General features: G+C 42.2%; 12 protein-coding genes. All 12 read left to right on the plus strand.

What is annotated here, in order from left to right; genetic code table 11:
* Positions 1–24 precede the first annotated feature (24 nt).
* Positions 25–261 (plus strand): PspC domain-containing protein, encoded by a 237-nt coding sequence (locus tag NDN60_RS01665; RefSeq protein WP_016264736.1) that lies wholly within the window; start codon positions 25–27, stop codon positions 259–261.
* Positions 261–536: a hypothetical protein gene (locus NDN60_RS01670; RefSeq protein ID WP_056948824.1), complete on the plus strand. Its 276-nt coding sequence runs from the start codon at positions 261–263 to the stop codon at positions 534–536. Before NDN60_RS01665 ends, NDN60_RS01670 begins: the two co-directional genes overlap by 1 nt.
* On the plus strand, positions 536–910 hold the full coding sequence (locus tag NDN60_RS01675; RefSeq protein WP_056948822.1) for a phage holin family protein: 375 nt from the start codon (positions 536–538) through the stop codon (positions 908–910). Before NDN60_RS01670 ends, NDN60_RS01675 begins: the two co-directional genes overlap by 1 nt.
* Positions 911–1,047: 137 nt before the next feature.
* On the plus strand, positions 1,048–1,989 hold the full coding sequence (hprK, locus tag NDN60_RS01680) for an HPr(Ser) kinase/phosphatase (RefSeq protein WP_016264738.1): 942 nt from the start codon (positions 1,048–1,050) through the stop codon (positions 1,987–1,989).
* Positions 1,990–2,116: 127 nt separating this feature from the next.
* On the plus strand, positions 2,117–2,944 hold the full coding sequence (gene lgt / locus NDN60_RS01685) for a prolipoprotein diacylglyceryl transferase (protein ID WP_056948877.1): 828 nt from the start codon (positions 2,117–2,119) through the stop codon (positions 2,942–2,944).
* A gap of 17 nt (positions 2,945–2,961) precedes the next feature.
* Entirely contained in the window at positions 2,962–3,984 is a 1,023-nt protein-coding gene (locus NDN60_RS01690) for an NAD(P)H-dependent glycerol-3-phosphate dehydrogenase (RefSeq protein ID WP_056948819.1), read from the plus strand.
* A gap of 172 nt (positions 3,985–4,156) precedes the next feature.
* Positions 4,157–4,504: a hypothetical protein gene (locus NDN60_RS01695; RefSeq protein ID WP_099712946.1), complete on the plus strand. Its 348-nt coding sequence runs from the start codon at positions 4,157–4,159 to the stop codon at positions 4,502–4,504.
* Between the two features lie 116 nt (positions 4,505–4,620).
* Complete coding sequence (gene trxB, locus NDN60_RS01700; RefSeq protein ID WP_011374228.1) at positions 4,621–5,541, plus strand: thioredoxin-disulfide reductase; 921 nt, start codon at positions 4,621–4,623, stop codon at positions 5,539–5,541.
* A 155-nt stretch (positions 5,542–5,696) separates the two neighbouring features.
* Positions 5,697–7,421 (plus strand): phospho-sugar mutase, encoded by a 1,725-nt coding sequence (locus tag NDN60_RS01705; protein ID WP_011374229.1) that lies wholly within the window; start codon positions 5,697–5,699, stop codon positions 7,419–7,421.
* A 124-nt stretch (positions 7,422–7,545) separates the two neighbouring features.
* The gene (locus NDN60_RS01710) at positions 7,546–8,178 is read left to right on the plus strand and encodes a YfbR-like 5'-deoxynucleotidase (RefSeq protein ID WP_056948818.1); all 633 of its coding nucleotides are present in this window, start codon (positions 7,546–7,548) and stop codon (positions 8,176–8,178) included.
* Positions 8,179–8,385: 207 nt separating this feature from the next.
* The gene (gene uvrB / locus NDN60_RS01715) at positions 8,386–10,389 is read left to right on the plus strand and encodes an excinuclease ABC subunit UvrB (protein WP_056948816.1); all 2,004 of its coding nucleotides are present in this window, start codon (positions 8,386–8,388) and stop codon (positions 10,387–10,389) included.
* Positions 10,390–10,398: 9 nt separating this feature from the next.
* Entirely contained in the window at positions 10,399–13,251 is a 2,853-nt protein-coding gene (gene uvrA / locus NDN60_RS01720; RefSeq protein WP_056948814.1) for an excinuclease ABC subunit UvrA, read from the plus strand.
* The last annotated feature ends 91 nt before the right edge of the window (positions 13,252–13,342 follow it).

Consider the following 13,342-nt stretch of genomic DNA (forward strand, 5'->3'; position numbering starts at 1 on the left):
ATAATGAATGGTGGTTTCTGAATAATGGCACAAAAGAGATTATATAAATCAAGAGATAACCGGATGATTTCCGGTGTAATGGGTGGGATAGCAGAATACTTCAATGTTGACGCGACATTGGTTCGAGTGCTCTACTGTTTGTTCTCAATCTTCTCAGCAGCTTTCCCAGGGATTGTCGTCTATATTATCTTGGCCCTCGTTATTCCGGAACGGCCAAGTCAAACGCGTCGCGATTCTCACGATGAATGGAGTGAATATTAGTGCCTTTTCTATTAATCCTAGTCCCAATCTTGGCGATTATTCTCGCCATTACGGTAATGGGCGTCTTGATTGGTTCAGTGATGATTCTCTTCAAGTTCGCGATTCCGTTACTAGTGATCTGGCTCATTTACCGCTTAATTGTCGGTCATAATAAACCACGTCACCATTACCATGCACAACAACATCAAGCTTATTACAGCCAACCGAGCGATGCTCGGGGCCGTAAGGAAGCACGTGATGTGAAAGTCGATGATGACAACTGGAGTGATTTTTAATGCGCTATTGGACCCGTGTTTTAGTGAATACAATTTTATTTATCGCAATTTCGGGCTTACTACCAAGCCTATTTCATGTTGACGGGATTTTGGTTGCCTTAGTGGCAAGTATTGTCTTATCAATTTTAAACGTGTTAGTAAAACCGATTTTGCATATTCTCTCATTTCCAATTACGTTTTTAACACTCGGCCTTTTCAGCTTAGTGATTAACGGGATTATGTTGGAATTAACGTCAATCTTCGTCAGTTCAGGGAGCACCTTCCCGAACGTGACGTTTGGCTTTTCTGGATTAGGCGCGGCGATTATCGTGGCGTTCATCCTATCAATTGCCAATACGATCATTGGCAATCAATTTAGCAGAGAGCGTTATTAATGATAAAGCCTGCATCAGAAATTTGATGACAGGCTTTATTTTTAGATTAATTTAAGAAAACGCCTACATTAATGTTGAAAAATGTATCTAAAAGCAATATGATAGTACGTATAAGAGTAGAAGAAGGACGGTATATCATGGCGGATAGTGTTTCAATGGAAAGATTAGTGACGGACCTTAAGTTACAAGTGTACTCAGGGGAAGCTCATTTAAAAGAGAAAACAGTGACGTTGAGTGATATCTCTCGTCCGGGACTCGAATTAACTGGTTATTTTAATTATTACCCATACGAACGAATTCAATTATTTGGGATGACGGAAGTTTCTTTTACGCAAAATATGACGGCGGAAGAACGCTTAATGATTATGCGGCGAATGGCTTCTGAAAATACGCCTTGTTTCTTAATTTCGCGTAGTTTAGAACCACCTAAGGAAATGTTACAAGCAGCTGAAGAATCCGGTATTCCAGTGTTAGGGTCAAATCTATCAACAACGCGTCTTTCAAGTTTAGTGACGGATTATTTAGACGGCCAATTGGCTGAACGGCGCTCAATGCATGGCGTGCTTGTCGATATCTATGGCTTAGGGGTGCTCATCACAGGTGATTCTGGTGTCGGGAAGAGTGAAACTGCACTTGAATTGGTTAAACGGGGCCACCGTTTAATCGCCGATGATCGGGTTGATGTGTACCAACAAGATGAACGGACGGTTGTTGGTGAAGCACCAATGATTTTACGGCACTTACTTGAAATTCGGGGAATTGGCATTATCGATGTTATGAACCTCTTTGGGGCCGGTGCTGTAAGGGCTGATACATCAATTTCATTGATTGTTCATTTACAAAACTGGTCACAAGATAAGAAGTACGATCGTCTTGGTTCCGATACAGAAGAACAAATGATTTTCGATGTGCCGGTACCTAAGATCACGGTGCCCGTTAAGGTTGGGCGTAACTTGGCCATCATCATTGAAGTTGCAGCGATGAACTTTAGAGCCAAATCAATGGGCTATGATGCAACGAAGACTTTCGAAGCGAACTTAGGTAAGTTAATCGAATCTAATTCTGACGACGAAAACTAATTTAAACGTTAAAAGTACCTTAATATAGTAGGTCATCTGACTAGATTGAGCTATACTGTTATAAAGACAGGATAGTACTCAGTCTAGTTTTTTTAATTGAATATGAGGAGCGATTATCGTGAACCTAATATTAAGTGTTTTAAATCCGATTGCCCTACAATTAGGGCCGTTGGCAATTCATTGGTACGGCGTGATCATTGCTAGTGGTGTCGTATTGGCCGTCGTGTTGGCCTTGCGCGAAGCTAAGCGCCGCAATGTCAGTGAAGATGATATTTTGAATTTAATTTTATGGGCCTTACCGTTTGCCTTGATCGGGGCGCGGCTGTATTACGTCATTTTTGAATGGTCCTATTACCAAGCCAATCCAAGTGAGATTATTAAAATCTGGCACGGTGGGATTGCGATATATGGTGGTTTAATTGCCGCAACAATCGTGTTCATTATCTATTGTCATAAGCATTTCTTGTCGCCATGGTTGGTTTTGGATATCGCGGCCCCAACGGTCATGATTGCCCAAGCAATCGGCCGCTGGGGGAATTTTATGAACCAAGAGGCCTTCGGGGCTAAGACGACGTTGCACTTCCTACAGACGCTTCATTTGCCCAATTGGGTAACCGAACAGATGTTGATTGATGGGGCTTATCGCCAACCAACTTTCTTATATGAATCGACTTGGAATGTTTTAGGGTTTATAATCATTATGAGTGTCCGTCATCGTCAAGGCTGGTTTAAACAAGGTGAGATTTTATTGAGCTATGTTGCTTGGTACGCCTTTGGCCGCTTTTTCGTGGAAGGGATGCGGACCGATAGTTTATTTATCGGGCCATTACGTGTGTCACAGATTCTATCACTTGTGTTATTCTTTGGCGCGATTGGGCTGTGGATCTGGCGGCGTAAACAACAGCCGTTACCCGACTACTTAGAAGGTAATACACTGCGTTCAGCAGTTAAATAAAAGGAGAATTAGGATTAATGACAGTTAATGTTGCAGTTTTAGGTGCCGGTTCATGGGGCACAATTTTAGCCAACCTATTAGTAGAAAATGGCCACCACGTTGAATTATGGGGGAATGATCCTGAGAAAGTAGCAGAGATTAACGAACAACACACTAACAAGCATTATTTACCCGAATTCAAGATTGACCCACGCTTACACGCAACTTTAGATTTAAACGAAGCGTTTGAAGCGGTGGACGTTGTTTTATTCGTTATTCCAACGCAAGTCATTCGCCAAGTGGCAGCACAAATCGTGCCAGTGCTAGAAGCCAAAGGGGTGAAACCCGTGATTGTCACTGCCTCAAAGGGGTTGGAACAAGGGAGTCATAAACGAATTTCAGAAGCTTTAACTGAAACTATTCCAGCCGATGTCCGCAATGGAATCGTCGTCTTATCAGGTCCTAGTCACGCTGAAGATGTTGCGATGAAGGATATTACCACTTTAACGGCTGCTTCAACTGATTTAGTGCAAGTCCAATGGATTCAAGAAATCTTCATGAATGATTACTTCCGCCTTTACACGAATACGGATGTCATTGGTGTTGAAATGGGGGCGGCTTTGAAAAACGTAATTGCTTTAGGCGCAGGTGCATTACATGGCTTGGGTTATGGCGATAACACGAAGGCTGCTTTAATGACACGAGGCCTAGCCGAAATTTCTCGTTTAGGGGTTGCCATGGGTGCTAACCCATTAACGTTCATCGGTTTATCTGGTGTCGGCGATCTCATCGTCACTGGGACCAGTGTGCATTCACGTAACTGGCGAACAGGGAATGCTTTAGGCGAAGGTCAAAAGTTAGATGATGTTCTAGAAAATATGGGCATGGTTGTTGAAGGGGTCGCAACATGTAAGGCCGCTTATGAATTAGCACAACAACGCTCAGTTGATATGCCAATTACAAACGCAATTTACAACGTCCTTTATCGCGGTTGTGATATTCGCACCGAAATTGGCAATTTGATGCAACGTTCTGGTAAACCAGAAATTGATTTTAAATAGAGACTAATTAATTCAATTGATAAAAACGCCATCATTTTAAACAGGTATCGCATCTGCAAAACGAATATGTTATGATGACATAGGCTGATAAATTGACTAAAGGAGAACCGATTACTTTATGGGCGATTTGGTATCTGTAAGACCAACTTGTGAATTTTATTTTGATAGAGGCATGCAGGCATTTGAGCGATTTCATTATGAAAAAGCCCTTACTTGTCTACAACGCTCTAAGTCACTGGCAAAAACAAAAGACGATTATATCTTTGTGGTCTGCCAATTAGCAATTTGTTTAGAATCGGTCGGTAATTACCGCGGTGCTGTGATTGCATTGGAAGAAATTCCAAGCGTCAATTACCAGACACATCCGGAATTACAGTATTTTTTAGCAACGGCGTACGCTTTTTTAGGGCAGATGCAAGAGAGCTATCAATTAGCGAAAGCTTACTTACAAAGTGACGACGCAGATTTTGAAGCTGAAGCCACTGAATTATTGCAAGAATTAAAGCAAATTAAAGGTTAACTATAAATGTAGAAAGTTCACTAACTGGGCAAACAGTTTGGTGGACTTTTTTTTTAATAACGGGTAAGATACACTCTATTAGAAGTAACTTGATAAAAGTAAGGAGATTATGCAAAATGGCTAAAAGTTATGATGTAATTGTAATCGGTGCTGGCCCCGGCGGGATGACCGCGGCGCTTTATGCATCACGTTCGAACCTATCTGTTTTAATGTTGGACCGGGGGATTTATGGTGGTCAAATGAATAATACGGCAGAGGTCGAAAACTATCCTGGCTTTAAGTCAATTTTGGGCCCCGAATTGGGCGAAAAAATGTATGCGAGTGCCACACAATTTGGTGCTGAATACGGTTATGGCACCGTTAATAGTATCGAAGATAAAGGTGAGTTTAAGTTAGTCCACACGGATGAAGGTGACTTCCAAGCACGGGCAGTGATTATCGCAACGGGTTCTGAACATAAGAAGGTTGGCATTCCTGGCGAAGACGAATATGGTGGCCGCGGGGTCTCATACTGTGCCGTCTGTGATGGTGCGTTCTTCAAGAACAAGGAAGTCGTTGTCATCGGTGGCGGTGACTCAGCGATTGAAGAAGGCCTTTATTTAACACAATTAGCTAGCAAAGTAACGGTCATTCACCGTCGTGATCAACTACGTGCGCAAAAGATTTTACAAGATCGCGCATTTGTTAACGATAAGATGGCTTTTGTCTGGAATGCACAAGTTAAAACGATTGAAGGCGATGATAAAAAAGTAGCTGCTGTTACTTATGTTGATAAGGAAAGTGGCGAAACTAAAGGAGTACCAGCAAGTGGTGTCTTCATCTACGTTGGTATTGACCCAATGACAAGTGCTTTCAAAGACCTAGGTATTTTAACGGAAGCCGGTTGGGTTAAAACAGACGACCACATGGCAACCAGTGTCCCTGGAATCTTTGCAATCGGCGATGTTCGTGAAAAAGACTTACGTCAAATCACAACAGCAGTCGGTGACGGCGGCATAGCTGGCCAAGAAGTCTTCAAATATATTCAAAGTATTTAAAGAACGTTTAAATGAGCTATACCAATGAAAGCGCCGGTCCATAAAAAATGGATCGGTGCTTTTTTTAAGTTTCTTAACACTTGATGCCCTAGGGAAAGCGTTTGATATATGCTATAATTACAGTGAGATTTTATAACAAATGTGGGGGTTACAAAATGAGCTGGCAAGATAATTATGCAATTTGGAATAATCAAACAAAAATGGACTTACCTTTAAGAGAAGCTTTAGACAATATGGCAAACGATGAAGAAGCGCTTGAAAAAGCCTTCAGTGTGCCAATGGAATTCGGGACAGCTGGTATGCGTGGTCTCTTAGGCCCTGGGATTAACTGCATGAATATTTATACAGTTCGTCAAGCAACAGAAGGCCTTGCCCAATTCATGGAAACTTTACCAGAAGCAACTAAAAAACGTGGGGTTGCGATTAGTTTTGATTCACGTTACCAATCAGAAACTTTTGCACACGAAGCAGCACGCGTTTTAGGCCAACATCAAATTCCAACATTCGTTTTTGATGCTTTGCGTCCAACACCTGAATTATCATTTACGGTCCGTCACCTACATACTTATGCAGGAATCATGATTACCGCTAGCCACAATCCTAAGCAATACAACGGCTACAAGATTTACGGCGAAGATGGCGCTCAAATGCCACCTAAGGAATCTGATATGATTACAAGCTACATCCGTCAGGTATCAGACCTATTTGCAATTGAAGTTGCTGATGAAATGGCCTTACGCGAAGCCGGCATCATGGCTTTAATTGGCGAAAATGTCGATCAAGCTTATTTAGCAGAAGTTAAAAAAGTAACGATCAACCAAGAATTAGTGGATACTGTTGGTAAAACAATGTCATTAATTTACACACCACTTCATGGTACTGGGAAAGTCCTTGGCGAACGCGCTTTACGTCAAGCTGGCTTCGAACAATTCACAATGGTGGCTGAACAAGCCGTTGCTGATCCAGAATTTGCAACAACACCATTCCCTAACCCAGAATTTCCGCAAACTTTTGATATGGCTATCGAACTTGGAAAATCGCAAAAAGCAGACCTTTTAATTGCGACTGATCCAGATGCCGATCGTCTTGGGGCCGCCGTACGCCAACCAGATGGTAGCTACCAATTAATGACAGGGAACCAAATCGCATCTGTTTTACTTCGCTATATTTTACAAGCAAGTAAAGATGCAGGCACATTGCCAGCAAACGCTGCTGCGGTTAAATCAATCGTTTCAACAGAATTAGCAACAAAGATTGCTGCTAGTTATAATGTTAAAATGATTGACGTCTTAACAGGCTTCAAGTTTATTGCAGAACAAATCCAACATTTTGAAGATACAAACGAAAATACCTTCATGTTTGGTTTTGAAGAAAGTTACGGTTACTTAGTTAAACCATTTGTCCGTGATAAGGATGCCATCCAAACGCTGGTCCTATTAGCTGAAGTTGCAGCTTATTACAAATCAAACGGTAAGACGTTGTACGACGGTATTCAAGAACTATACGCTGAATATGGCTACTATGCTGAACAAACGACAGCGATTGATTTTGAAGGCGTCAACGGCCCACAACAAATGGCTGACTTAATGGTTAAATGTCGTGAAGAAAGTCCTGTTGATTTTGCCGGCATCAAAGTCGCTTCAGCAGAAGACTTCCAAACACAAACGCAAACATTTGCTGATGGTCACACTGAACCAATCAATTTACCAACATCAAACGTTTTGAAATATCACTTAGAAGATGGCACATGGATCGCAATTCGGCCAAGTGGCACAGAACCTAAGGTTAAATTCTACGTTGGGACTTGTGCTGACGATGAAGCAACGGCTGATTTGAAATTAGCTAACTTTGAAAAAGCAATCCAAGCCCTTGTTAAATAACAAAATCCTCATAAAAAGGGTTACTATTTTACATTGACGCGGAATTTATCTATAATAAGTGCAACAAATAGGCGGACTATATCGTTAGTCGGTCTATTTTTGTAAGAATGGAGGCTTTTTTCGAATGGGTATGCATCAGTATTTGCAAGGGTTAAATAATTTGGAGACACTAAACCGGGCACCAGGCTTATTTAAGTACCAGGAACATTCCGTCGCAGCACATTCTTTTAAGGTTTGCGAGATTGCGCAGTTACTAGGGGATATCGAAGAAGAAAATGGTCAAACCATTAATTGGCAAGTTTTGTACGAGCGAGCGTTGAATCACGATTATACGGAGCGTTTTATTGGGGACATCAAAACGCCCGTTAAATATGCGACCCATGAGTTACGGGCAATGTTAGCCAATGTCGAAAGTTCTTTAACGGATAATTTCATTAATAATGAAATTCCCGGCTTTTTACAAGAACGCTATAAACGGCGTTTGAGTGAAGGGAAAGACGAAACCTTGGAAGGCCAATTGTTGGCAGTCGCTGATAAGATTGACTTGCTTTATGAATCATTTGGTGAGATTGAAAAGGGGAATCCAGAGAATGCCTTTTTGGAAATTTTCGCGGAAAGTTTAAAAACCATTATGCAATATCAAAATCTAGCTAGTGCGCAATATTTCATCCGAAAAATGCTGCCAGACCTGTTGAGTGAGGATTTTGCCGATCGTGGTAAGCTGACGCAATTGGTCCGTCAAACGTTGTCAAACTAGGCTAGTTCACTAGTGTGGCGAAAATACGTTCGGTATGTTAGAATGGTAATTGATAAAAAAGAGGGCATCTGTTCAGTGGCTTAATCACCACGCGCAGATGATCACTGACAACTTACAAATGCGTCATTTAAGAAGGTGTCTGGTACAAAACCCCGTTTTGTATCAGGCGCTTCTTTTATCGCAATAAAACGGCACTGGAGGCAATTCATGATTGATAGACAGAACGATAACCTATTTGACTTAGTCGCACCATATGAACCTGCTGGCGATCAACCTGCTGCAATTGAAACCTTAACGAAGAATTTTGAGGCAGGTGCTAAGGCACAGGTCTTGATGGGCGCTACTGGGACCGGGAAAACTTTTACAATGTCCAACGTGATTAAGAATCTCAACAAACCAACGTTGATTATTTCGCATAATAAGACATTGGCCGGTCAACTGTACGCGGAATTTAAGCAGTTTTTTCCTAACAATGCGGTTGAATATTTCGTGAGTTATTATGATTACTACCAACCAGAAGCCTATGTGCCTTCCAGTGATACGTATATCGAAAAAGATTCGAGTATTAATGATGAAATCGATAAACTACGGCATTCAGCGACGAGTTCGTTATTAGAACGCAACGATGTGATTGTTGTGGCCTCTGTTTCTTGTATCTTTGGGTTAGGGGATCCACGTGAATACCAAAATCACGTCTTGTCACTGCGTCCAGGAATGGAAGTTGAACGTAACGACCTATTACGTCAGTTAGTTGATATTCAATTTGAACGTAACGATATAGATTTTCAACGGGGGCGCTTTAGAGTGCGCGGTGATGTGGTTGAAATTTTCCCAGCTTCTCGTGATGATCATGCGCTGCGCGTTGAATTTTTTGGCGATGAAATTGATCGAATTGTCGAAGTGGATGCTTTAACGGGTGAAGTGATTGGTGAACGGTCACACGTTGCCATTTTCCCCGCAACGCATTTTATGACGAATGATGAAAAAATGGAAAAAGCCATTGAAAGTATTAAAGCTGAATTGGCCGAACGGCTAGCTGTTTTAAAAGGCGAGGGTAAGTTACTAGAAGCACAACGTCTTGAACAACGGACAAACTATGACCTTGAAATGATGCAAGAGATGGGTTATTGTTCTGGGATTGAAAATTACTCACGCCATATGGAAGACCGCCAAGCCGGCGAACCGCCTTACACGTTGCTAGATTTCTTCCCAAAGGATTCCATCATGATGATTGATGAATCCCATGTCACTATGCCCCAAATTCGGGGGATGTACAACGGTGATCGTGCGCGGAAACAAATGTTGATTGACTATGGTTTCCGGTTACCAAGTGCGTTAGATAACCGCCCCTTAACGTTGCCAGAATTCGAAGAGCACGTGAATGAAATTATGTATGTGTCGGCCACACCAGGGCCTTATGAAGCGGAACAAACCGATATTCAAGTGGATCAGATTATTCGGCCAACCGGCCTGTTGGATCCTAATATTGAAGTGCGACCAATCATGGGTCAGATTGATGATTTAGTCGGTGAAATCAATGATCGCATTGAAAAGAACGAACGGGTCTTCATTACAACTTTAACCAAGAAAATGTCGGAAGATTTAACCGATTATCTCAAGGAACTGGGCATCAAAGTCCGGTACTTGCATAGTGATGTCAAGACGTTGGAACGAACGGAAATTATCCGTGATTTACGACTGGGTAAATTCGATGTCTTAATTGGGATTAACTTATTACGGGAAGGAATTGATGTGCCTGAAGTGTCCTTAGTGGCAATTTTAGATGCGGATAAGGAAGGCTTCTTACGTAGTGAACGGTCCTTAATCCAAACCATTGGCCGGGCATCTCGTAATGAAAATGGACAAGTCTTGTTGTATGCCGATAAGATTACAGACTCAATGCGCCACGCAATTGATGAGACTAAACGTCGACGGACAATTCAAGAAGAATATAATGCCGCCCACAATATCACACCGAAGACGATTATTAAACCAATTCGGGATGCAATTTCAATGGTACAATCGGTTGAACATCCAGAAGAAATTAAGATGACCAATGAGATTGATTTAGAGAACATGTCGAAGGCTGAAAAACTAGAAATGGTTGAACGACTATCCGAACAGATGCGCTTAGCAGCTAAGAAACTTGATTTTGAACAAGCGGCGACATTGCGCGATACCATTCTAGAATTAAAAAGTGAAATAGATTAGAGGTCAAGTATGGCAAATGATAAGATAGTAATTCACGGCGCACGCGCCCATAATTTAAAGGATATCGACGTTACGATTCCAAGAGATAAGTTGGTGGTTATCACTGGATTATCTGGTTCTGGGAAGAGTTCGTTAGCGTTTGATACGTTATATGCAGAAGGACAACGGCGGTATGTTGAGAGTTTATCAGCATATGCCCGTCAGTTCTTGGGGCAAATGGATAAACCGGATGTTGATTCAATTGACGGGTTAAGTCCAGCGATTTCGATTGACCAAAAGACGACCTCTAAGAATCCACGTTCAACAGTCGGAACAGTCACTGAAATCAATGACTATCTCCGCTTATTGTGGGCCCGAGTTGGTCAACCCATCTGTCCCAACGATGGGACTGAAATCAGTAGCCAATCAGTAGAACAAATGGTTGACCGGGTATTGGCTTTACCGGAGCGGACTAAACTCCAAATTATGTCACCAATCGTTCGTGGCAAAAAAGGGCAACATAAAAAAATCTTTGAGAAGATTCAACGTGAAGGCTATGTGCGTGTTCAAGTGGATGGCGAAGTGATGGATGTTAGCACCGACCTAGAATTAGATAAGAATAAGAAACATGATATCAATATTGTCGTTGATCGAATTGTCGTTAAAGACGGGGTGCGCTCACGGTTATTTGATTCATTTGAAGCAGCCTTGAGACTATCTGATGGGTATGCGACAGCCGATGTAATTGGCGGCGAACAACTCTTGTTCTCTGAACATTATGCGTGCCCAATCTGTGGGTTTACAGTTGGGGCATTAGAACCACGGCTATTCTCATTTAACGCGCCATTTGGGGCTTGTCCTGAATGTGATGGTTTGGGCTTAAAACTAGAAGTTGATACAGACCTCGTTGTGCCGGATACAAGTAAAACATTGCGTGAAGGGGCGATTGCACCTTGGAACCCAATCAGTTCGCAATACTACCCACAAATGTTAGAACAAGCTTGCACGGCCTTTAAAATTGATATGGACCGTCCTTTCAGTAAGTTGACACCTCGTCAAAAAGATATCATCTTAAACGGCTCACAAGGCAAAGAATTCCACTTCCATTATGAAAATGATTTTGGGGGCGTTCGCGATGTTGAAGTGCCTTTTGAAGGGGTCCTCAGCAATATTGATCGGCGTTATCGTGAAACGAATAGTGATTTCACACGGACGCAGATGCGCACTTATATGACGGAATTAACGTGTCAAACGTGTCACGGGAAGCGACTAAATCGCCAAGCTTTGGCGGTTAAAGTCGGTGGCCAAGATATCGCTGAAGTCTCAGACAATGCGATCAAAGATGGCCTTCCATTCTTCGATAACCTTGAACTTTCTGAAAAAGATCAAGTGATTGCGAAACCCATTTTGAAAGAAGTTCATGACCGCCTAACTTTCTTGATTAATGTCGGCTTAGACTATTTGACGTTGAGTCGTTCTGCTGGCACGCTTTCCGGTGGGGAAGCGCAACGGATTCGTTTGGCCACGCAAATTGGGTCGAACTTATCTGGCGTGCTTTACATCTTAGACGAACCTTCAATTGGGTTGCATCAACGTGATAATGACCGGTTAATCGGTTCTTTGAAGAAGATGCGCGATTTAGGGAACACCTTAATCGTGGTTGAACATGATGAAGATACGATGCGAGCAGCCGATTACCTAATTGATATTGGCCCAGGTGCTGGGGACCTTGGCGGAGAAGTGATGGCCGCTGGGACACCCACGGAAGTCGAACAAAACCCTAATTCCTTAACAGGCCGTTATTTAGCGGGGCAGGATTATATTCCGGTACCATTAAAACGGCGTCAAGGAAATGGTAAAAAGGTGCGGGTAACTGGCGCTGCTGAAAATAATTTAAAAGATTTAACGGTTGATTTTCCATTAGGTGAATTTGTCGCCGTGACCGGAGTTTCTGGATCGGGTAAATCAACATTAGTGAATACGATTTTGAAGAAGGCCCTTGCGCAAAAGATGAATCGTAATTCAGCTAAACCGGGGCAGTATAAGACTATCACGGGTTATCAAAATCTTGAGAAGTTGATTAATATCGACCAAAGTCCAATTGGCCGGACACCGCGGAGTAATCCAGCCACTTATACTGGAGTCTTCGATAATGTCCGTGATTTATTCGCCCAAACCAATGAAGCGAAGTTACGAGGCTACAAGAAGGGCCGTTTTAGTTTTAATGTGAAGGGCGGTCGCTGTGAAGCCTGCAAGGGTGACGGGATTATCAAGATTGAAATGAATTTCTTACCGGATGTCTATGTCCCTTGTGAAATTTGTCATGGTAGCCGTTATAATTCAGAAACTTTAGAAGTGGTTTACAAAGGCAAGAATATTGCTGAAATTTTGGATATGACCGTTTCTGAAGCAACTGAATTCTTCGAAAATATTCCTAAGATTGCCCGTAAACTACAAACAATCGTCGATGTTGGTTTAGGTTATGTAACATTGGGCCAATCGGCAACAACCTTATCTGGTGGAGAAGCCCAACGGATGAAATTGGCTTCTGAATTACAAAAGCAATCAACAGGTAAGAACTTGTATATCTTGGACGAACCAACAACTGGTTTGCATACGGATGATATCAAACGGTTGTTAGGCGTACTAGAACGGTTGGTTGATGAAGGCAACACGGTTTTAGTCATCGAACATAATCTAGATGTGATTAAAACAGCTGATTATATCATTGATTTAGGACCAGAAGGCGGTGACAAAGGTGGCACCATCGTTGCGACTGGCACACCTGAAACGTTAGTGAACGTTGCAGAAAGCTATACGGGGCGCTACTTGAAACCAATTTTAGAACGGGATACCGCCCGCACATTAGCGGCACAAGAATAGTCATGAAGCTGAGTCCTATTTTAGGCTCAGCTTTTTTGATGGGTTTCTTTTTACTAAAGTTATTGAGCATTGCTTCCAAAAAAAGTATGAT

Origin of the sequence: Latilactobacillus sp., assembly GCF_033176295.1 — a bacterium.
Taxonomy (GTDB): Bacteria; Bacillota; Bacilli; order Lactobacillales; family Lactobacillaceae; genus Latilactobacillus; species Latilactobacillus sakei.

Coding starts and splice junctions, on each gene's coding strand:
- NDN60_RS01690 (WP_056948819.1), top strand. CDS start 2,962: ATGACAGTTAATGTTGCAGTTTTAGGTGCCGGTTCATGGGGCACAATT.
- NDN60_RS01675 (WP_056948822.1), top strand. CDS start 536: ATGCGCTATTGGACCCGTGTTTTAGTGAATACAATTTTATTTATCGCA.
- NDN60_RS01710 (WP_056948818.1), top strand. CDS start 7,546: ATGGGTATGCATCAGTATTTGCAAGGGTTAAATAATTTGGAGACACTA.
- NDN60_RS01665 (WP_016264736.1), top strand. CDS start 25: ATGGCACAAAAGAGATTATATAAATCAAGAGATAACCGGATGATTTCC.
- NDN60_RS01695 (WP_099712946.1), top strand. CDS start 4,157: ATGCAGGCATTTGAGCGATTTCATTATGAAAAAGCCCTTACTTGTCTA.
- uvrB (WP_056948816.1), top strand. CDS start 8,386: ATGATTGATAGACAGAACGATAACCTATTTGACTTAGTCGCACCATAT.
- NDN60_RS01705 (WP_011374229.1), top strand. CDS start 5,697: ATGAGCTGGCAAGATAATTATGCAATTTGGAATAATCAAACAAAAATG.
- trxB (WP_011374228.1), top strand. CDS start 4,621: ATGGCTAAAAGTTATGATGTAATTGTAATCGGTGCTGGCCCCGGCGGG.
- hprK (WP_016264738.1), top strand. CDS start 1,048: ATGGCGGATAGTGTTTCAATGGAAAGATTAGTGACGGACCTTAAGTTA.
- uvrA (WP_056948814.1), top strand. CDS start 10,399: ATGGCAAATGATAAGATAGTAATTCACGGCGCACGCGCCCATAATTTA.